Below are 18,257 nucleotides of genomic sequence, written 5' to 3'. Positions count from 1 at the left end.
ACGGGTGGCCGGGGTGAGGATGCTACGCGGAGAGTTCGGTACGGCCCTTGCGACGGCGGGCGCCGAGGATGGCGCGGCCGGCGCGGGTACGCATGCGCAGACGGAAACCGTGCACCTTGGCGCGACGACGGTTGTTCGGCTGGAAGGTTCTCTTGCTCATAATCACTTACTCCACGTTTGGAATCTCCACTGCGGCGTTGTGCATAGCAGGGGAAAGATTGGTGCCCGAAGGCAGAAGTCAACTGATTTAACCTACGGCCTCAACGGCTGCTGGTCAAACCGAAACCGGGCAAACGACCGATTATCCACAGGTTTATCAGGGAAGCCCGCACTGACACGCGGGCGGATTTTCGCGGTTAATTTGGGGCCTCGCGTCCGATTGGCTAGCGTGAGGGATCAGTTATCCCCAGCCTCACCTCCCTGGTTCCCAATGGATCCGCTGTTGTGAGAGCATCCGTGGATAACTCTGTGAATAACTTTTATGTGGGGAACTATGGCAAACGAGCAAGAGTCAATCACGCAGACGTGGCAGACCGTGCTCGATGAGCTCGCTACCGACGAGCGCATCACACCACCCCTGCACGGGTTCCTCAACCTCGTCGTCCCCAAGGGCATCATGGCCGGCACCTTCTACCTCGAGGTGCCGAACGAGTTCACAGCCGGGCAGCTCAACATGCGGATGCGTGCTCCCCTGCTGAAGGCGATCAGCACCCTCCAGGAATCGCACGGAGCTTCCACCTTCGCCGTCGTGGTCAACCCCGAGATCATCGACGAAGAGTACGAACCTCTCCCACAGGCACCGATCAGCCAGGAGCAGCCGAGTTACGTCAACAACGCTCCGTCGCACATGTCGATGACCGACACCGCGCTTCCGGCACGGCAGAACGACACCCGGCTGAACTCCAAGTACTCGTTCGACAACTTCGTCATCGGCCAGTCGAATCGGTTCTCCCACGCGGCAGCGGTCGCTGTTGCCGAAGCCCCCGCCAAGGCATACAACCCGCTCTTCATCTACGGTGACTCCGGGCTGGGTAAGACCCACCTCCTCCACGCCATCGGTCACTACGCGATGAGCCTGTACCCGGGCATCCGCGTCCGCTACGTCAGTAGCGAGGAGTTCACCAACGACTTCATCAACTCGATCGCCAATAACCGCGGTTCGGTGTTCCAGGCCCGCTATCGCGACATCGACATCCTTCTCATCGACGACATCCAGTTCCTGCAGGGCAAAGCAGAGACCCAGGAAGCGTTCTTCCACACCTTCAACACACTGCACGATCACAACAAACAGGTGGCCATCACAAGCGACCTTCCTCCGAAGGCCCTCACCGGCTTCGAGGACCGCATGCGATCCCGCTTCGAGTGGGGCCTCATCACCGATGTCCAGGTACCTGACCTCGAGACCCGCATCGCTATCCTCCGCAAGAAAGCCCAGAGCGAGAAGCTGCAGATCCCCGATGAAGTGCTTGAGTTCATCGCATCGAAAGTGTCGAGCAACATCCGCGAACTCGAGGGAACCCTCATCCGGGTCACCGCATTCGCGAGCCTCAACCGCACCCCGGTCGACATGAACCTGGTGCAGACCGTTCTCAAGGACCTCATCACCCTCGACGACGACAACGTCATCTCCCCGGTCGACATCATCAACATCACGGCTGCTTACTTCAAGCTCAGCGTCGACGACCTCTACGGCTCCAGCCGCTCCCAGGCGATCGCAACAGCCAGGCAGATTGCGATGTACCTCTGCCGGGAGCTCACCAATCTGTCGCTGCCGAAAATCGGTCAGCTGTTCGGAAACCGCGATCACACGACGGTGATGTACGCCAATAAGAAGATTTCCGACCTCATGCAGGAACGGCGATCCATCTACAACCAGGTCACCGAGCTCACCAGCCGCATCAAGCAAGGGCACCGCTTCACGCGCTGATTCCGGTGAATTCCCGGCGCTGACCAGTGGAAAACTGAGGCGTCGTACACAATGTGGATAACCCTGTGGAAACTCTTCGGAAAACTCGGGCGAGTCTGTGAACTCAGCCTCGACGCTTGTGGGCAATGGCCTCGGATGCCAGTAATCGCATGGGATGTTGTCGCGACGGATTACACACGCCGCCAACAACTCCCACCGGTGTAGTTCCCATACGTTTGCTTGCGTGTCGGAAGTTATCCACAGTTTCCACAACGGTTAAGACCTTTAACGATTCTTTAACTCTCTCTCCAGTCGACAACCTTCTCGCTGCGGCTCGGTCGCCGTGCACGACGTGAATGACAGTGCTTCCTCGACCCGACTAACATGGGGAACCACTCGTACCTTGAACGACAGGGGATCCACCGTGCGGTTTAGCGTCAATCGCGATGTCTTCAGTGAAGCAGTCTCATTCGCGGTGAAGCTGTTGCCCCAGAGAACCACTCTCCCGATCCTCAGCGGAGTGCTGATCGAAGCCACCAGTGAAGGACTCACACTCTCGAGCTTCGACTACGAGGTTTCTGCGCAGACGCAGATCAGCGCCCAGGTAGACGAGGCCGGGACCGTGCTCGTCTCGGGTCGACTTCTCGCCGACATCGCGAGCCGGCTGCCGAACGCTCCTGTCCAGTTCACAACAAACGAGAACCGCATCGTCGTGTCATGCGGGTCAGCGAACTTCACGCTGCTCTCGATGCCGGTTGAGGAATATCCGAGTATTCCCCAGATCTCCGGCGAAACCGGCCTGGTGCCTGGCGAAGATTTCGCTGCGGCCGTCGCACAGGTCGCCGTCGCCGCTTCACGTGATGATGTCACTCCGGTCATCACCGGCGTTCAGCTGGAGGTCACTGACAACCGGCTCAGCCTCGTCGCAACTGACCGTTACCGGGTAGCCGTCCGTGAGATCGACTGGGACAACGGCGACAATACCGCCCCGGATCAGCTCGTCGCCCTCGTCCCGGCTCGCACGCTCCAGGAGGTCGGCAAGACCTTCGGACATTCGTCCACGATCTCGGTCGCATTCACGAGCAAAGACGATCGCGAACTCATTGCGTTCACCGCTGACAAGAAGACCGTCACCTCGCTGCTGATCAAGGGTTCGTTTCCTCCGGTGCGCCGCCTGTTCCCCGACACGAGCGAGAACTACGCGGTCATCAACACCGCTGAGCTCATCGAGGCTGTTCGTCGCGTGTCGCTCGTGCTCGAGCGTGAGGCTGCCCTGCGGTTCACATTCACCATCGACGGGCTCACCATGGAGGCCGTCGGATCCGAGCAGGCGCAGGCATCCGAAGCGATCGACGCACTGCTCACCGGCGACGACATCGTCCTGAGCCTCAAACCGCAGTTCCTCATCGACGGGCTCACCGCCGTGCGAAGCGAATACGTGCGATTCTCGTTCACCAAGTCGGAGAACACCAACAAGCCAGGCCCGATGCTGATCACCAGCCAGTCCTCCAAGGATCAGCCGGGAGCCGACAGCTTCAAATACCTGCTGCAGCCGAACCTTCTCCTCCGCTAACCAGGGCCAGCCGCCCGCTTTCCCCACCCACGAAGGACTCTCGCATGCACATCGGCCTCATCGGACTCGGCAAAATGGGCGGCAACATGCGAACCCGGCTTCGCAATGCCGGCATCGAGGTCACCGGTTTCGATCGCAACCCGGATGTCACCGATGTTGCGTCTCTCGACGAACTCGTCGCCGCCCTGCCGTCGCCCCGGACGATCTGGGTGATGGTGCCTTCCGGTCAGATCACCGATGGCGTTGTGGCCGACCTCAACGAACGACTTGAAGCCGGTGACCTCATTATCGAGGGCGGCAACAGCCGGTTCACCGAGGACTTCAAGCACGCCGAGTTGCTCGCCGCGAAGGGCATCGACTACATCGACGCCGGCGTCTCAGGCGGAGTCTGGGGTCTCGAGAACGGATACGGCCTCATGGTCGGCGGATCGGCCGAGCAGGTAGAACGTGTGATGCCGGTCTTCGATGCCCTGCGTCCTGAAGGTCCGCGCGAAGAAGGATTCGTCCACGTCGGCGAAGTCGGCGCGGGCCACTACGCCAAGATGGTGCACAACGGCATCGAATACGCCCTCATGCAGGCCTATGCCGAGGGATTCGAGCTGCTCGAGAAGCGCGAAGACATCATCCGCGACGTCCCGGGAACCTTCAAAGCCTGGCAGCGCGGGACCGTCGTGCGCTCCTGGCTCCTCGAACTCCTCGTCCGCGCGCTCGACGAAGATGATGACCTGTCTGAGATCGAGGGCTACGTCGAGGATTCCGGTGAAGGTCGATGGACGATCGAAGAAGCCGTCGCGAATGCCGTTCCTGTCCCGACGATCTCGGCATCCATCTTCGCTCGCTTCGTCTCTCGGCAGGATGATTCCCCAGCGATGAAGGCTGTGGCTGCGCTGCGCAACCAGTTCGGTGGTCACTCCGTGAAGAAGGCAGACGACTGACCCTGTTGTCAGCCGCGCTCGGTAGGCTTCTCGGGTGATCGTCACCCACCTCAACCTCAGCAATTACCGCAATTACGCGGTCGCTGACGTGGCGATGGAGCCGGGGGCCAATCTCTTCGTCGGTCGCAACGGCCAGGGCAAGACGAACCTCGTCGAGGCGCTCTGCTATCTCTCGACACTCGGCTCGCACCGCGTGTCGACCGATTCTGCCCTGATCCGGGCAGGAGAGGATGCCGCGATCATCCGGGCACGACTCCAACACAACGGTCGCGACCTCCTCGCCGAGGTCCAGATCAACCGCACCGGCTCAAACCGGGCCCAGGTCAACCGCGGGCAGATCAAACCGCGTGAACTACCGCGCTACTTCTCGAGTGTGCTCTTCGCTCCCGAGGATCTCGGAATCGTTCGCGGTGATCCGTCTGCGCGCCGACGCTTCGTCGACCAGCTGCTGATCCTGCACACTCCCCGGCTCGGCGGGGTGCTCGGCGACTACGAGCGCACTCTCAAACAACGCAATTCCCTGCTCAAATCGGCCCGGGCATCCGGTCTCAAACCGAACCAGCTCACCACCCTCGAGATCTGGGACGACAAACTTGTGTCGCTCGGTTCCGAGATCATCGACGAACGTGTGTCGCTGGTCGAGGCTCTCAAACAGCCGATCCGGGATGCCTACGCCTCGGTCGTCGGCGATGACCACGGTCCGTCACTGACCCCGTTGCTGTCGATCGACGGTGTCGATGCCGAACTCGAGTCATCGCCGCCGGGTGATGACGTTGCGGGTGTGACGACCGGGGGAACGGCCGACCGGTTTCGTGCGGCTCTCGCGCTCCAGCGCAAGAGCGAACTCGAGCGTGGACTCACCCTGGTCGGCCCGCACCGCGACGACATCCTCTTCGAACTCAACAGCCTCCCGGTGAAGGGATACGCCAGTCACGGTGAAACCTGGTCGTTCGCCCTCGCGTTGAAGCTCGCGTCTGCCGAACTCCTTCGACGTGATTCCAACACCGGAGATCCCGTTCTCATCCTCGATGACGTGTTCGCCGAGCTCGACCTCAATCGCCGCGCCCGACTCGCAGCGGCTGTCGCCGGTTACGAGCAGGTGCTCATCACCGCGGCCGTTCTCGACGATGTCCCCGGCGCCCTCACGGCACACACCGTGCACATTTCGGCGGGACGAATACTCGAATCCGTTGAGGAGATCGCTCATGGCTGAGCCGGACGCCGACTCCGATCGGGGCAGTGAGTCCGCGCGGGTCTATGTGCGTTTCAAAGAACTCTTCGGCGGCCACAAGCACTACGCGCGTTCCAAACGCAGTCGCAAAACGGATGCAGCTGAGAGTGTCCCGTTCGGTCTCGGTCGTGATCCGAAAGGAGTCGGCGATGTGCTCGGAGCGCTGACCAGCCAGCTCGGCTGGGACTCGCCGCTCGCCCAGTCCGAGCTCGTCTCGAACTGGACGGAACTCGCCGGCGAAGAGACCGCCAATCACTCGTCACCGGTCGGAATCGAGAACGGTGTACTCACCGTGCAGTGCGAATCGACCGCCTGGGCGACACAACTCAGGTTGATGCGTGTCGACATCATGACGCACATCGCGGTGAGGTACCCGGAAGCCGGCATTGAGAGCATCCGTTTTCTGGGACCCAACGTCCCAACCTTCAAACGGGGCCCCAGATCGGTTCAGGGGCGTGGCGTGCGCGATACCTACGGTTAGCCAGACATTTGTGGTCGCCCCTGCGATAAAAGTGGCTCAGACGGGCATATCGCCACCGAAGCCGTCTCGTTCTTGATAGAATTACATGTCGAGTACGAACACGGTTTGGAGCCTAATTTCATATGTCATCAGAACCGAACAGGTCCGCGGATAACAGCGACTACGGCGCAAGCCAGATTCAGGTTCTCGAAGGTCTCGAAGCCGTACGCAAACGTCCAGGAATGTACATCGGTTCCACTGGTCCGCGCGGTCTGCATCACCTGGTCTACGAGATCGTCGACAACGCTGTTGATGAGGCCCTCGCCGGTTACTGCGACAACATCGAGGTGACGATCCTCGCCGACGGCGCCGTCCGCGTCGTCGACAACGGGCGGGGCATCCCCGTCGACATGCACCCTGCAGAGGGTAAGTCGACCGTCGAGGTCGTTCTCACCATTCTTCACGCCGGTGGAAAGTTCGGCGGCGGCGGATACGCGGTCTCCGGTGGTCTCCACGGGGTCGGTAGCTCCGTTGTGAACGCCCTCTCGAGCCGCCTGGACGTCGAGGTCCGCCGCCAGGGTTCTGTGTGGCGCGCCACCTTCCACGACGGAGTCGCCGAGGCGCCGCTTTCGCAGGATGAGGATTCAGACGAGACCGGAACAACGATCACGTTCTGGCCGAGTGCTGACATCTTCGAGACCGTCGAGATGGATTACGACACCCTGCGCACCCGCTTCCAACAGATGGCGTTCCTGAACAAGGGTCTGCGGATCGCGCTCCACGACGAGCGCCCCGACCACCTCGTCGAAGCACCGTCGAAGGACGGCCTCGAGCCCGAGCTCGTGCAGCAGTCGAACGTCTTTCTGTACGAGCGCGGACTCGTCGACTACGTCGAGTACCTCAACCACGCGCGCAAGGCCGACCTGGTCAACGACGAGATCATCTCGTTCGAGACTGAGGACGACAACCGCAAGATCGCCCTCGAAGTCGCCATGCAGTGGACGACGGCATACACCGAAAGTGTGCACACCTACGCGAACACGATCAACACTCATGAGGGTGGAACCCACGAAGAAGGATTCCGCGCCGCACTGACGACACTCGTCAACAAGTACGCCCGAGAGAAGGGCCTGCTCAAGGAGAAGGACGACAACCTCTCCGGTGATGACGTGCGTGAGGGTCTGACCGCCGTCATCTCGGTAAAGCTCACCGAGCCGCAGTTCGAGGGTCAGACCAAGACCAAGCTCGGCAACACCGAGGCCAAGGCGTTCGTGCAGAAGGTCGTCGGCGACCAGCTCGGTGACTGGTTCGGTCGCAACCCCGCCCAGGCCAAGGAGATCATCCGCAAGGCTTTCCAGGCAGCAACCGCCAGGCTCGCGGCCCGCAAGGCCCGCGAGACGGCGCGCCGCAAGGGACTCCTCGAGGGTGGCGGCATGCCTGGCAAGCTCAAGGACTGCCAGTCGAAGGACCCGTCGCTCTCCGAGATCTTCATCGTCGAGGGTGACTCCGCCGGCGGATCGGCCGTTCAGGGTCGCAACCCCGAGACTCAGGCGATCCTTCCGCTCCGCGGAAAGATCCTCAACGTCGAGAAGGCGCGGCTCGACCGCGCGCTCGGCAATGCGGAGGTCCAGGCGATGATCACGGCGTTCGGCGCCGGCATCGGCGAAGACTTCAACCCCGAGAAGGCGCGTTACCACAAGATCGTTCTGATGGCGGATGCCGACGTCGACGGCCAGCACATCACCACCCTGCTGCTGACGCTCCTGTTCCGGTACATGCGTCCGCTCATCGAGTTCGGTTACGTCTACCTCGCGCAGCCGCCGCTGTTCAAGCTCAAGTGGACCAACGCCGAGCACGAATACGTCTACAGCGACGCGGAGCGCGACGCTCAGCTTGCTGCCGGGATCGCGGCTGGTCGTCGCATCCCGAAAGACAACGGCATCCAGCGGTACAAGGGCCTCGGCGAGATGGACTACAAGGAGCTGTGGGAGACCACGATGGCCCCCGAGTCGCGCACGCTGATGCAGGTCAACCTCGACGACGCTGCATCGGCCGACGAGATCTTTTCCACCCTGATGGGCGAGGACGTCGAGTCGCGCCGTAACTTCATCCAAAAGAACGCGAAGGACGTGCGGTTCCTTGACATCTAACGACGACACCACCACCCCCGAAGGCGCAGAAGACATCGTGGTGGATCCGCCGGAGGACCACGGCGTCCACGGCCGGATCAGCCAGGTCGACCTGCAGCTCGAAATGCAGAGGTCGTACCTCGACTATGCGATGAGCGTCATCGTCGGTCGTGCCCTCCCCGAGGTGCGCGACGGCATGAAGCCGGTGCACCGCCGCGTCATCTACGCGATGTACGACGGTGGGTACCGCCCGGACAAGGCGTTCTCGAAGTGCGCCCGTGTGGTCGGCGACGTCATGGGACAGTTCCACCCCCACGGTGACTCGGCCATCTACGACGCCCTCGTGCGTCTCGTCCAGCCGTGGAGCCTGCGCTACCCGCTTGCTCTCGGCCAGGGCAACTTCGGTTCCCCAGGAAACGACGGAGCAGCAGCCCCGCGGTACACCGAGACAAAGATGTCGCCGCTGGCCATGGAGATGGTCCGTGACATCGACGAAGACACCGTCCCGTTCCAGGACAACTACGACGGGCGCACGCAGGAACCCGCCGTGCTGCCCGCCCGGTTCCCGAACCTCCTCGTCAACGGGTCGGTCGGTATCGCGGTCGGTATGGCAACGAACATCCCGCCACACAACCTCCGCGAGGTATCCGCCGGCGCGCTGTGGCATCTCGCAAACCCGGATGCCACTCGGGAAGAGCTCCTCGACGCCCTCATGCAGCGCGTCAAGGGACCCGACTTCCCGACCGGAGCTCAGATCCTCGGTGTGAAGGGCATCCACGACGCCTACCGCACAGGTCGCGGCTCGATCACCATGCGCGCAGTCGTCAGTGTCGAGGAGATCCAGGGTCGAACCTGCCTCGTCGTCACTGAGCTTCCGTACCAGGTCAACCCCGACAACCTCGCGGTGAAGATCGCCGACATGGTCAAGGACGGCAAGATCTCGGGCATCGCCGACATCCGTGACGAGACATCTGGCCGCACCGGCCAGCGCCTCGTCATCGTGCTCAAGCGTGATGCGGTGGCCAAGGTCGTTCTCAACAACCTCTACAAGCACACCCAGTTGCAGGAGAACTTCGGCGCGAACATGCTCGCGATCGTCGACGGCATTCCGCGCACCCTCGCGCTCGACGGGTTCATCACCGCCTGGGTGGCCCACCAGATCGACGTCATCATCCGGCGCACCAAGCACCGCCTGATGAAGGCGGAGGAGCGCGCGCACATCCTCCGCGGCTATCTCAAGGCACTCGACATGCTCGACGAGGTGATCGCGCTCATTCGCCGGTCGAAGACCGTCGAGGATGCACGTGACGGACTGATCGAACTGCTCGAGATCGATGAGTTGCAGGCCCGCGCCATCCTCGAGATGCAGTTGCGCCGTCTTGCGGCCCTCGAGCGCCAGAAGATCATCGACGAGCACGACGAGATCGAACGCGAGATCACCGAGTTCAAGGCGATCCTCGCGAGCCCGGAGCGCCAGCGCACGATCGTCAGCGACGAGCTCACCGAAATCGTGGACCGATTCGGCGACGACCGACGCACCGAGATCATGTTCGGCTACGACGGAGACATGAGCGTCGAAGACCTCATCCCTGAAGAAGAGATGGTTATCTCTGTCACCCGTGGCGGCTATATCAAGCGCACACGCAGCGACAATTACCGTCAGCAGCACCGTGGTGGCAAGGGAGTCAAGGGCGCCCAGCTCCGAGCTGACGACGTCGTCGACCACTTCTTCGTCACCACCACTCACCACTGGCTGCTGTTCTTCACGAACAAGGGCCGCGTGTATCGCGCCAAGGCGTACGAGGTGCAGGAGGCCGGCCGCGATGCGAAGGGCCAGCACGTCGCCAACCTGCTCGCGATGCAGCCGGACGAGAAGATCGCCGAGATCCTCGACATCCGTGACTACCAGGCGGCCACGTACCTCGTGCTCGCCACCCGGAACGGTCTCGCCAAGAAGACCGCGCTGAGCGAGTACGACACCAACCGAACCGGTGGCATCATCGCGATCAACCTGCGTGACGGTGACGAACTCGTCGGTGCGCTTCTCGTCGAGGACGACAGTGACATCTTCCTCGTATCGCGGCTCGGAATGTCGATTCGCTTCACGGCCAACGACGAGACGTTGCGGCCGATGGGACGCTCGACCTCCGGTGTGATCGGCATGAACTTCCGAGACGGCGATGAGCTTCTCTCGGCGTCGGTCCTTCCGGCGGATCCCGAGGCGGAGGCATACGTCTTCATCGCTACAGAAGGTGGCTACGCGAAGCGCACCGCCGTCGAACAGTACCGCCTGCAGAACCGCGGTGGACTCGGCATCAAGGTCGGCAAGTACAACGAGGATCGCGGCGATCTGGCTGGTGCGCTCATCGTGAGTGAAGACGATGAGGTGCTTGTGGTTCTTGCCAGCGGCAAAGTGGTAAGGTCTGCGGTGGCCGAAGTTCCCGCCAAGGGCAGGGACACCATGGGAGTCGTTTTCGCTCGATTTGCAGACGAGGACCGCATTATCGCCCTGGCCAGGAACAGTGACCGCAATCTCGTTTCCGCCGAAGCAGAATCAGTGGAAGTCCTCGTCGTTGAAGAATCTGCAGCGCCCGTCGGCGAAGCTGAGAAGGAAGTATAAGTATGAGTAGCGTTGCCGAGAAGCTGGCAAAGAAGTCGACGAAACGGAGCTCGACCAAGCAGGTCAGGCTCAAGTTGGTCTACATCGACTTCTGGTCGGCCGTGAAGCTGTCGTTCCTCATCGCCATCGCCCTGGCTGTCGTCACGATCGTCTTCTTCTTCCTCGTCTACACGGTTCTCGACCAGACGAACATCTTCGACCAGGTCAACAACCTGTACAAGGATGTCGCAGGCGTCGGCAACGACCTGCTCGCGATCTTCAACCTCGGCCGGGTCATGGGTTTCGCTGTCGTGGTTGCGATCCTCAACCTCATCGTCGTCACAGCACTCGGGGCGCTGTGCGCCGCGCTGTACAACCTGAGCGTGAAGATCACCGGCGGACTACTGGTCGGCTTCACGAACAACTGAGCGTGATCGGGCGGGGTCCGGAGCCCGCCCGATTATAGAAAACGGCAGATCTCAGGTAGTCTCTAATCTGCCCAAACGGGGATATAGCTCAGGCGGTTAGAGCGCTTCGCTGATAACGAAGAGGTCCCAGGTTCAAGTCCTGGTATCCCCACTCGGGAGACGTTTAGACACGGTTTTCCGGTAATCGGGGCCTTAGCTCAATTGGTAGAGCGCCTGCTTTGCAAGCAGGAGGTCAGGGGTTCGATTCCCCTAGGCTCCACAGTTCGACCAGACACCCTCCGCCGTCGCGGAGGGTGTTTTGCGTAGAGCCGGATCGACCGTGGCGAATCCGGCCGATGTGCCACGAACTGTCGCCGTTCCCCCACGGCCCGATCGATCGAGTCAGCACGCCGGCGATGGGTACTCTGGGCGCATGGACATTCGTGTGGCCTCGTACGGCGTGATCATCGACGGTGACAGGATCCTGCTCGCCCACTGGCGCGAGGGCCGCCACAACGGCTGGACGCTGCCTGGTGGCGGTATCGACCCCGGTGAGCACCCGGCGGATGCCGCGGTGCGCGAGATCCGCGAGGAGACCGGGTACATCGCCGAGCTCGACGGCCTGCTCGGCATCGACTCCTTCGTGGCCCAGCCCGAGAACCGCATCACACCAGGCGCCACCCAGCCACTTCACGGGTTGCGGATCATCTACCGAGCCCATGTCACCGACGGCGAGCTGACCTACGAGCTCGACGGGTCGACCGACCTGGCCGCGTGGCATCCGCTGAGCGAGGTTCCCACGCTCAAACGGGTCTCTCTCGTCGACATCGCACTGGGCATGCTCGAGCTGTGAGTACACGAATGGCCGGCCCCTGAGGGACCGGCCATTCGTGTCAAGCTTTGAGGATCAGAGGATCAGAGGTTCGGCAGTGCCGGTTCTTCGTCAGCAACCCAGAGTTCGTCGTCTGCGCGGAACGTCTGCCACACCGCGTATGCGACGCCGGCTGCTGCGAGGACGCCGACGCCGATGGCGATGACGCTGCCTACGTTCGACTTCTTCGGTGCGGGCTTCGACGGCTGGAACCGCTCGAGAGCCGCACGGACCCGGTGGTCCTTGGCGATGTCGCCGATCGACAGCACGCTGCCGACCACTCCACCGAGAACGGGGAGCACCGTCTTGTCGAGAACCTTCGAGGCTCCGTCGACGAGGTCGCGCGATGCGGCATAGCCACGATCGACGACGGGCTGCACCTTGTGCTCGTAGGTGCTCACAACGCTCGGAACGACCTGTTCGCGGCCGTATGCACCCAACTGCCTGCTCGCTTCACGAGCGACATGGTTGGCGTGATCCAAAATCTCCTGCTGGGATTGCCACAGCTGATTGGCTTCCCCTTTGAGTCGCTTGAGCTCCTTCTTGCGCTTCCGTGACAGACTCACCGTTGACCTCCATTGATCTCGTTTTGTGCGACAGACCTCCATCTTGCCACCGAATGCCGTGAACGCCACCCGGCTTGACTCCGATGCGTGTGTAAGAATTGAACACATGTCAAAGCACACCGCTGTCGCAACCCTCCACACAAACTATGGCGACATCAAGGTCAACCTGTTCGGTGACCACGCCCCCAAGACCGTCAACAACTTCGTCGGACTCGCTACGGGGAGCACGGAATGGACCGACGAGCGCACCGGTGACACGAAGAAGGACACGCCTCTCTACAACGGCGTCATCTTCCACCGCATCATCCCCGGGTTCATGATCCAGGGCGGCGACCCGCTCGGCAACGGCACGGGCGGTCCCGGATACAAGTTCGACGACGAGATCCACCCCGAGCTCAACTTCAACGAGCCCTACATGCTCGCGATGGCAAACGCCGGCAAGATCGCCGGGCGCGGTACCAACGGTTCGCAGTTCTTCATCACCGTCGGCAACACCAGCTGGCTGCAGGGCAAGCACTCCATCTTCGGCGCTGTCGAAGATGAGGCGAGCCGTAAGGTCGTCGACAAGCTGGCCGAGGTTCCCCGCGATGCTCGTGACCGCCCCCTCGACGACATCGTCATCGAGAGCGTCACGGTTGCCAACGTCTAAGTTCCCGACTTTTCAGCAGATGGCGGGCTCCGGCCCGTTCTCGGAAATGGGCCGATGAGCCAGTCATCTGTTCCACCCGTCAGCCGCGACAACTTTTGTTACCGTCACCCCGACCGGCAGAGCTTCGTGCTTTGCCAGCGGTGCGGGCGCACGATTTGTGGCGAGTGCCAGACGCCCGGCGCTGTCGGGGTGATCTGCCCTGAGTGCATGAAGCAGCAGCGCCAGTCCGCTCCTCGCCGCACCGGCTTCTTCAGCCGGAGCGGCGACCGGCCGGTTGTCACCTACACGCTCATCGCCGTCACGGCGTTCGTGTTCCTGTTGCAGCTCATCCCCGGGTTGAACGTCATCGACTATTTGCTGTACGCCGGGGTATATTCCACACCGGTCGCATTCGAACCGTGGCGGATGCTGACATCCGTCTTCGTTCACTCCCAGAGTTTTATCTTCCATATCGCGTTGAACATGTACTCGCTCTGGCTGTTCGGCCAGGCGCTCGAGCCCATGCTCGGCCGGGCACGTTTTCTGGCGCTGTACCTGATCTCCGGGTTCGCCGGCTCGCTTGGCGTGCTCTTCCTCACAGACGGCAGCACAGCGGTCGTCGGAGCGTCCGGAGCCATCTTCGGACTGATGGGCGCGTTCCTCGTCATCCAGCGCAAGCTCGGCGGCAACATGAACGGTCTGCTCGTGCTGGTTGGCATCAACCTGGTGATCGGTTTCATCCCCGGCATCAACGTCGCCTGGCAGGCGCACGTCGGTGGCCTGGTCGGCGGAGCCTTGGTCGGATTGATCTACTACGAGACCAGACACCTCAAGCACAAGAGCCGTCAGACGCTGCTCATCGGCGGGCTCTGCGCCGTGCTTGTCGTACTCAGCCTCATTCGGTACGTGGCGTTCTAAGCGCGCATCCGGCCCGACCGACTAGAATCGGCCCTATGGCACGCGACAAGACGAAGAGCACTCAGGCTACCCCGACCACCCAGCGCTCCGGCGAGCAGGCACCGAACCCGGTGTGGTTCAAGCCGGTGATGTTCGGCTTCATGCTGCTCGGACTGGCCTGGATCATCGTTTTCTACGTCAGCCAGGGCGCCCTGCCCATCGCCTCGCTCGAGTCGTGGAACATCGTGGTCGGTTTCGGGATCGCGTTCATCGGCTTCCTGATGACGACGCGCTGGCGATAGTTTCCCCAGCCCTCTTCACGGCGCGCCCGGGAAACATGCCATCTGCCCGAGCTCGCTCAGGAAAAATCCCCGGCCAGAGTTGTTAACAGGGTTATTAACACTGTGGACAATTACACGGGTGTAATTATCCCCAGCTTGTGGATAACCCTGTGTAGAACTCTGGAGAAGCCGTTCATCTGCCGCCGGTAGACTGGCCGGATGCCAGACAGCCCCGAGTCCGCGCCGCCCACCCGGGCGTCACGTCGTGGTCGTACCCGACGGAAGCCGAACCAGAGACCGCGCCAGCGCGTGAGCATCATTGGCGTTCTGGGCGAGCTCCTCGTCACGGGTGGCGTGCTCGTGCTTCTCTTCATCGTCTGGCAGCTGTGGCTCAATGATGCGGTCCTCCGGGCCGCTCAAGACAACGAAGCCGCAGCCCTGAGTGAGTCGTGGGCGACGAGCGTGCCGCTCCCGACAGCATCCGAGGATCCCGTCGACCCCGGAACGCCGGCCATCCTGGCCGCGCCAGGCGATGCCGAGGTCTTCGGCATTCTCCGGGTGCCGCGCTTCGGCGACGACTACGCTGCGAAGATCGCCGGTGGCGTCTCGACCTCGCGCACGCTGAACCCGATCGGCATCGGGCATTACCCCGACACGCAGATGCCGGGAGAGGCGGGCAACTTTGCTGTTGCCGGCCACCGGAACACCCACGGCAAACCGCTCAATCAGGTCGGTACGCTGCAGATCGGTGACGCGATCGTGGTGCAGGTCGAGGAGGGCTGGTACACCTACCGGTTCAGGACCCTCGAATACGTGAAGCCGTCTGGTGTCGGCGTTCTCAACCCGGTGCCGCAGATGGACGGTGTCGAGGCATCCGATTCGATCATCACGCTGACCAGCTGCAACCCGGCGTTCTCGACCGCGGAACGTATCATCGCCTATGGCGTCTTCGAGTCGTGGACGCCGACCGCGGCAGGACCCCCGGCCGCACTGACCGATCCACTGGAAGGCTGACCGTGTACGCTGCGCTGTGGCGAGCCCTGCCAGGACCCGTGTGGGTGCGTCTGATCATCCTGATCGTTCTGATCGCCGCCGTTCTGTACGCCCTGGCGACCTGGGTGTTCCCCTGGGTGCAGTCGTTCATCGACCCCCAGGAAGTGACTGTTGAAGAGTAAGAGGATTCCGTGACCCGCGTTCTTGTGATCGACAACTACGACAGCTTCGTCTACACGCTCAACGGCTATCTCCTCCAACTCGGAGCCGAGACGGAGGTCGTGCGCAACGACACCATCAGCGAGTCGGATGTCGCGGTGCGGCTCGCCGAATACGACGCTGTGCTCGTCTCCCCCGGTCCGGGTAAGCCGTCTGACGCCGGTGTATCGATCCCGATGGTGAACGCTGCCCTCGCGGCAGGCACGCCTCTGCTCGGTGTCTGTCTCGGACACCAGGCCATCGCTGAGGCATTCGGTGCGACGGTCACGAACGCCGACGAACTCATGCACGGTAAGACTTCGTTGATCGAGCACGACGCCAGTGCGTTCTACTCCGGCGTGCCGCAGCCGTTCACCGCGACCCGCTATCACTCGCTTGCCGTGGTGGACGGAACCGTTCCGGCTGAGCTTCTCGTGACGAGCCGGACCCAGGGCGGCGTGATCATGGGCCTTCGGCACAGCGACGCACCGATCTACGGCGTGCAGTTCCACCCCGAGAGTGTCCTCACCGAGGGTGGTTACCTGATGCTCGGGAACTGGCTCGCGGCATCCGGTCTGCCGACGGCGGCGGAGACGGCCAAGGGGCTGACTCCGCTGATGCAGGCTTAGCAGCGGTTCGATCGTCGCCCGGCTGACGGATGCGTCGTGCCGTCGCGTCACACCGACCGACTCCTCTCTCCTGGGGCGCGCGATACTCCCCCGTCTGAGGGGAGTCAAGCCTCGACCCGAAAATAGGCGAAGCATAAGCGTCGGGTGAAGATTTCTCACACGACCAGAGACCGCGATGTCGCTATCACTCCAGATACGGCGGGTCGGTTTCGTTCGAGGAGGAGAAATCATGACACAGACGTCAACGGGCGCCGACGAGACATCCACCACGGATCGTGTTCGCGAAGCCGGTTCGCATGTTGCCGGGACGGCGGCGGACGAGGCATCGAATGTGACGCACGAAGTCGGCGCGCAGGCGCGAAACCTGGCCGGCGAGGTGCGCTCACAGCTGAGCAGCCAGGTGTCGACCCAGCAGGAACGCGCCGCGGGCGGCATCCGTTCGATGAGTGACGAGCTCCGGTCGATGGCGGATTCATCCGAATCACACGGCGTCGCTTCGAATCTCGTCTCGCAGGCTGCCAGCCGCGCAGGCGACGTGGCTGGGTGGTTGGAAGGCAGAGACCCGTCAGCGGTGCTCGACGACGTCAAGCGTTTCGCTCGTCAGCGCCCGGGGCTGTTCATCGCCATTGCCGCCGGCGCGGGCATCGTCGTCGGACGCCTCGCGAAGTCTCTCGCGAGTGGAAACGACAGCGCAGACGGCGCGCCCGGGGCCAACGCGGCTGGTGCGACACCCACCGCGACGGTGGACACGACCGCTGGCTACTCCGCGCCGGTCGGCTACTCCGAGCCCGCCGGCTACCCGGCTCCCGCCACGGCAGGTTCTCAGGATTTCGCGAGCGGTGACATTCGATGAGTGAGCCGTACGTTCCGGATCCGAACGGCAGAACCGAATCGCTCGGTCAGCTTCTCGGTGAGGTCTCGAAGGATATCTCGACTCTGTTCCGCCAGGAAGTCGAACTCGCCAAAGCCGAGCTGTCCCAGTCCGCGAAGAAGGCGGGCAAAGGTGCCGGCATGTTCGGCGGCGCCGGCGTTGCCGGTTTCATGACGATCCTGTTCCTCTCGATCGCACTGTGGTGGGGGCTCGGATTCCTGACCGGCCTGGTCTGGTCCGCCATCATCGTCGCGGTCGTCTGGGGCATCATCGCCGCCATTCTCGCGCTCCGCGGCAAGAAAGAGATCGACGAGATCCAGGGTGCGCCGAAAACGGCGGAGACCCTCAAAAAGGTACCCGAAGCATTTAAGACAAGTGAGGACCAGAGATGACGAACAACCCGGAAGCAATCCGCCAGGACATCGAAGCAACGAGGACCAATCTGAGCTACGACGTCGACGCATTGGCCGACAAGGTCAGCCCGTCGAGCATCGCGCAGCGCCAGACCGACAAGGTCAAGGGTGTGGCCCGCAAGGTCCGAGACAGCGTGATGGGCGCCGCCGACAGCGCATCGTCGCACGTCGGCGACGCCGCTTCCCATGTCGGAGATGCTGCGTCGCGACTGGGTGACGGCCCGCACGCGGCGGTGGACAAGGCGAAGGGCAACCCCGTCGCCGTCGGACTCATCGCCTTCGGTGTCGGCCTGCTCGCCGCATCGCTGATCCCAGCCTCTGAGAAGGAGAAGCAACTCGCGCAGACGGCGAAGGACAAGGCCGCGCCGCTCGTCGATGATCTCAAGGAGACCGCGAAAGGCGTTGCCGAGGACGTCAAAGAGCCGGCAATGAAAGCAGCCGAGTCGGTGAAGGATGCTGCCGTTTCGGCGGTCTCGAACGTCAAGGATGACGCCACCAGCCAGGCCCAGGACGTCACGGGTGACGAGGGAGAGGCGGCCGAAGCCTCCGATGCCTCGGCATCAACCGAGGGCTACGTCGCCCCGGACAGCGGTGCCTCGCCTCTGTACGACGCCACGCGCACGGACGAACCGCTGCGCTAGCGGGATGACGGAAAGGGCGGTCGCGACTG

At 62.5% G+C, this 18,257-nt stretch carries 20 protein-coding genes and 2 tRNA genes; 20 read left to right on the top strand and 2 right to left on the bottom strand.

Annotated features, from left to right (window positions below; genetic code table 11):
• Nucleotides 1-22 precede the first annotated feature (22 nt).
• Nucleotides 23-160 carry a 50S ribosomal protein L34 gene (rpmH, locus tag IWX78_RS02865; protein ID WP_010204566.1) on the bottom strand — a complete coding sequence of 46 codons (138 nt, stop codon included), beginning with the start codon at nucleotides 158-160 and terminating at the stop codon, nucleotides 23-25.
• Nucleotides 161-481: 321 nt separating this feature from the next.
• Between rpmH and dnaA the strand changes: the two genes are divergently transcribed.
• The 11 genes from dnaA (at nucleotide 482) to IWX78_RS02810 (ending at nucleotide 12,093) form a co-directional block, all read left to right on the top strand.
• On the top strand, nucleotides 482-1,927 hold the full coding sequence (dnaA, locus tag IWX78_RS02860) for a chromosomal replication initiator protein DnaA (RefSeq protein WP_442929200.1): 1,446 nt from the start codon (nucleotides 482-484) through the stop codon (nucleotides 1,925-1,927).
• A 403-nt stretch (nucleotides 1,928-2,330) separates the two neighbouring features.
• Complete coding sequence (gene dnaN, locus IWX78_RS02855) at nucleotides 2,331-3,479, top strand: DNA polymerase III subunit beta (RefSeq protein WP_196831859.1); 1,149 nt, start codon at nucleotides 2,331-2,333, stop codon at nucleotides 3,477-3,479.
• 44 nt (nucleotides 3,480-3,523) lie between these two features.
• Nucleotides 3,524-4,414 (top strand): phosphogluconate dehydrogenase (NAD(+)-dependent, decarboxylating), encoded by an 891-nt coding sequence (gene gnd / locus IWX78_RS02850; RefSeq protein WP_196831858.1) that lies wholly within the window; start codon nucleotides 3,524-3,526, stop codon nucleotides 4,412-4,414.
• Nucleotides 4,415-4,448: 34 nt separating this feature from the next.
• Nucleotides 4,449-5,627 carry a DNA replication/repair protein RecF gene (gene recF / locus IWX78_RS02845; protein WP_196831857.1) on the top strand — a complete coding sequence of 393 codons (1,179 nt, stop codon included), beginning with the start codon at nucleotides 4,449-4,451 and terminating at the stop codon, nucleotides 5,625-5,627.
• Nucleotides 5,620-6,126 carry a DUF721 domain-containing protein gene (locus IWX78_RS02840; RefSeq protein WP_196831856.1) on the top strand — a complete coding sequence of 169 codons (507 nt, stop codon included), beginning with the start codon at nucleotides 5,620-5,622 and terminating at the stop codon, nucleotides 6,124-6,126. The genes recF and IWX78_RS02840 overlap by 8 nt, the downstream gene beginning before the upstream one ends.
• A gap of 122 nt (nucleotides 6,127-6,248) precedes the next feature.
• Complete coding sequence (gene gyrB / locus IWX78_RS02835) at nucleotides 6,249-8,255, top strand: DNA topoisomerase (ATP-hydrolyzing) subunit B (protein WP_196831855.1); 2,007 nt, start codon at nucleotides 6,249-6,251, stop codon at nucleotides 8,253-8,255.
• Nucleotides 8,256-8,292: 37 nt separating this feature from the next.
• Nucleotides 8,293-10,854, top strand: a complete 2,562-nt coding sequence (gene gyrA, locus IWX78_RS02830) for a DNA gyrase subunit A (RefSeq protein WP_334684537.1) — start codon at nucleotides 8,293-8,295, stop codon at nucleotides 10,852-10,854.
• Between the two features lie 2 nt (nucleotides 10,855-10,856).
• A complete protein-coding gene (locus IWX78_RS02825) occupies nucleotides 10,857-11,261 on the top strand; it encodes a DUF3566 domain-containing protein (RefSeq protein ID WP_196831853.1) in 405 nt (134 codons plus the stop codon).
• Between the two features lie 77 nt (nucleotides 11,262-11,338).
• Nucleotides 11,339-11,412 (top strand) — tRNA-Ile (locus tag IWX78_RS02820).
• Nucleotides 11,413-11,447: 35 nt separating this feature from the next.
• A tRNA-Ala gene (locus tag IWX78_RS02815) sits at nucleotides 11,448-11,520 on the top strand.
• A gap of 153 nt (nucleotides 11,521-11,673) precedes the next feature.
• Nucleotides 11,674-12,093, top strand: coding sequence for an NUDIX hydrolase (locus IWX78_RS02810; RefSeq protein WP_196831852.1), 420 nt, complete (start codon nucleotides 11,674-11,676; stop codon nucleotides 12,091-12,093).
• Between the two features lie 62 nt (nucleotides 12,094-12,155).
• On the opposite strand, the gene IWX78_RS02805 is transcribed toward IWX78_RS02810, so the two are convergent.
• Complete coding sequence (locus IWX78_RS02805) at nucleotides 12,156-12,677, bottom strand: DNA helicase (protein ID WP_196831851.1); 522 nt, start codon at nucleotides 12,675-12,677, stop codon at nucleotides 12,156-12,158.
• A gap of 106 nt (nucleotides 12,678-12,783) precedes the next feature.
• On the opposite strand from IWX78_RS02805, the gene IWX78_RS02800 reads away from it, so the two are divergent.
• The 9 genes from IWX78_RS02800 (at nucleotide 12,784) to IWX78_RS02760 (ending at nucleotide 18,228) form a co-directional block, all read left to right on the top strand.
• Nucleotides 12,784-13,326 (top strand): peptidylprolyl isomerase, encoded by a 543-nt coding sequence (locus IWX78_RS02800; protein ID WP_196831850.1) that lies wholly within the window; start codon nucleotides 12,784-12,786, stop codon nucleotides 13,324-13,326.
• Between the two features lie 54 nt (nucleotides 13,327-13,380).
• The gene (locus IWX78_RS02795) at nucleotides 13,381-14,223 is read left to right on the top strand and encodes a rhomboid family protein (protein ID WP_196831849.1); all 843 of its coding nucleotides are present in this window, start codon (nucleotides 13,381-13,383) and stop codon (nucleotides 14,221-14,223) included.
• Nucleotides 14,224-14,258: 35 nt separating this feature from the next.
• Nucleotides 14,259-14,504, top strand: coding sequence for a cell division protein CrgA (locus tag IWX78_RS02790; RefSeq protein ID WP_196831848.1), 246 nt, complete (start codon nucleotides 14,259-14,261; stop codon nucleotides 14,502-14,504).
• Between the two features lie 198 nt (nucleotides 14,505-14,702).
• Nucleotides 14,703-15,497, top strand: a complete 795-nt coding sequence (locus IWX78_RS02785) for a class E sortase (protein ID WP_196831847.1) — start codon at nucleotides 14,703-14,705, stop codon at nucleotides 15,495-15,497.
• 2 nt (nucleotides 15,498-15,499) lie between these two features.
• Complete coding sequence (locus tag IWX78_RS02780) at nucleotides 15,500-15,658, top strand: hypothetical protein (protein ID WP_196831846.1); 159 nt, start codon at nucleotides 15,500-15,502, stop codon at nucleotides 15,656-15,658.
• A gap of 9 nt (nucleotides 15,659-15,667) precedes the next feature.
• Entirely contained in the window at nucleotides 15,668-16,303 is a 636-nt protein-coding gene (locus tag IWX78_RS02775; protein ID WP_196831845.1) for an anthranilate synthase component II, read from the top strand.
• A 229-nt stretch (nucleotides 16,304-16,532) separates the two neighbouring features.
• A complete protein-coding gene (locus IWX78_RS02770; RefSeq protein WP_196831844.1) occupies nucleotides 16,533-17,156 on the top strand; it encodes a hypothetical protein in 624 nt (207 codons plus the stop codon).
• Complete coding sequence (locus IWX78_RS02765) at nucleotides 17,153-17,566, top strand: phage holin family protein (protein ID WP_196831843.1); 414 nt, start codon at nucleotides 17,153-17,155, stop codon at nucleotides 17,564-17,566. Before IWX78_RS02770 ends, IWX78_RS02765 begins: the two co-directional genes overlap by 4 nt.
• Nucleotides 17,563-18,228: a DUF3618 domain-containing protein gene (locus IWX78_RS02760; protein ID WP_196831842.1), complete on the top strand. Its 666-nt coding sequence runs from the start codon at nucleotides 17,563-17,565 to the stop codon at nucleotides 18,226-18,228. Before IWX78_RS02765 ends, IWX78_RS02760 begins: the two co-directional genes overlap by 4 nt.
• The last annotated feature ends 29 nt before the right edge of the window (nucleotides 18,229-18,257 follow it).

Origin of the sequence: Mycetocola sp. CAN_C7, assembly GCF_015752285.1 — a bacterium.
Taxonomy (GTDB): Bacteria; Actinomycetota; Actinomycetes; order Actinomycetales; family Microbacteriaceae; genus Mycetocola_A.
This window is presented reverse-complemented; position numbering and strand designations above follow the sequence as displayed.

Bases quoted from the DNA above. Each gene is read 5' to 3' on its own strand.
- rpmH (WP_010204566.1), bottom strand. From the start codon at position 160: ATGAGCAAGAGAACCTTCCAGCCGAACAACCGTCGTCGCGCCAAGGTG.
- dnaA (WP_442929200.1), top strand. From the start codon at position 482: ATGTGGGGAACTATGGCAAACGAGCAAGAGTCAATCACGCAGACGTGG.
- gnd (WP_196831858.1), top strand. From the start codon at position 3,524: ATGCACATCGGCCTCATCGGACTCGGCAAAATGGGCGGCAACATGCGA.
- IWX78_RS02840 (WP_196831856.1), top strand. From the start codon at position 5,620: ATGGCTGAGCCGGACGCCGACTCCGATCGGGGCAGTGAGTCCGCGCGG.
- gyrB (WP_196831855.1), top strand. From the start codon at position 6,249: ATGTCATCAGAACCGAACAGGTCCGCGGATAACAGCGACTACGGCGCA.
- IWX78_RS02825 (WP_196831853.1), top strand. From the start codon at position 10,857: ATGAGTAGCGTTGCCGAGAAGCTGGCAAAGAAGTCGACGAAACGGAGC.
- IWX78_RS02810 (WP_196831852.1), top strand. From the start codon at position 11,674: ATGGACATTCGTGTGGCCTCGTACGGCGTGATCATCGACGGTGACAGG.
- IWX78_RS02800 (WP_196831850.1), top strand. From the start codon at position 12,784: ATGTCAAAGCACACCGCTGTCGCAACCCTCCACACAAACTATGGCGAC.
- IWX78_RS02795 (WP_196831849.1), top strand. From the start codon at position 13,381: ATGAGCCAGTCATCTGTTCCACCCGTCAGCCGCGACAACTTTTGTTAC.
- IWX78_RS02790 (WP_196831848.1), top strand. From the start codon at position 14,259: ATGGCACGCGACAAGACGAAGAGCACTCAGGCTACCCCGACCACCCAG.
- IWX78_RS02785 (WP_196831847.1), top strand. From the start codon at position 14,703: ATGCCAGACAGCCCCGAGTCCGCGCCGCCCACCCGGGCGTCACGTCGT.
- IWX78_RS02770 (WP_196831844.1), top strand. From the start codon at position 16,533: ATGACACAGACGTCAACGGGCGCCGACGAGACATCCACCACGGATCGT.
- IWX78_RS02765 (WP_196831843.1), top strand. From the start codon at position 17,153: ATGAGTGAGCCGTACGTTCCGGATCCGAACGGCAGAACCGAATCGCTC.
- IWX78_RS02760 (WP_196831842.1), top strand. From the start codon at position 17,563: ATGACGAACAACCCGGAAGCAATCCGCCAGGACATCGAAGCAACGAGG.